This window comes from Vibrio sp. 970, assembly GCF_033339075.1.
Genome location: NZ_JAWOTW010000644.1, coordinates 1 through 563 on the forward strand (window position 1 = coordinate 1; position 563 = coordinate 563).

Sequence of the window (563 nt, forward strand, 5' to 3'; positions counted from 1 at the left end):
CAGTGATCTTAGGTGCACTTGAAGAGTTGGTGAAACACCAGCCGAATCACTTCTCGTTCATCTACATCACTAGTAAGAGCCTCAAGCAAATCGCTGAAGTGTACGGACACCTGATCTTTGATGAGGCGATCAAGTACATCTCGACTTTGTTGCGCGACCATTTGGGCACTCACCAAATTGGTCGGATTAGTGAGCATGAGTTCATCGTCATTCTTCCCAACGCAAGCGGTCACAGCGACGCATTGGAAGCGGCAAACCGACTGTTAAATCAGCTCTCTTACAAACTCGAACTCTCTGGGATTATGTTGTCGCTCGACAGCAAAGCCGTGATGGTTGACCCTAAAATCACCCACCAATCCCTTGAGCACCTATTGCTTGTTGCTCGTTACTCAGCGCAGTCAATGAGCGGTCGTCACATGCATGAAGTGTTGGTCGCTGATGGTGAATTATCTGAGCAGGCAGAGACGTCGATGATCATCCATCGCGACTTAGAAGTAGCGATTCGACAAGACAACATCATTCCTTATTTTCAACCAATCGTGAACGCGAAATCAGGTGAAATC

At 47.6% G+C, this 563-nt stretch carries 1 protein-coding gene; it reads left to right on the forward strand.

The window, feature by feature from the left end:
• Positions 1 to 563 (forward strand): diguanylate cyclase domain-containing protein (locus R7Q11_RS28365; RefSeq protein ID WP_225467253.1); only part of this gene is annotated, 563 nt, incomplete at both ends.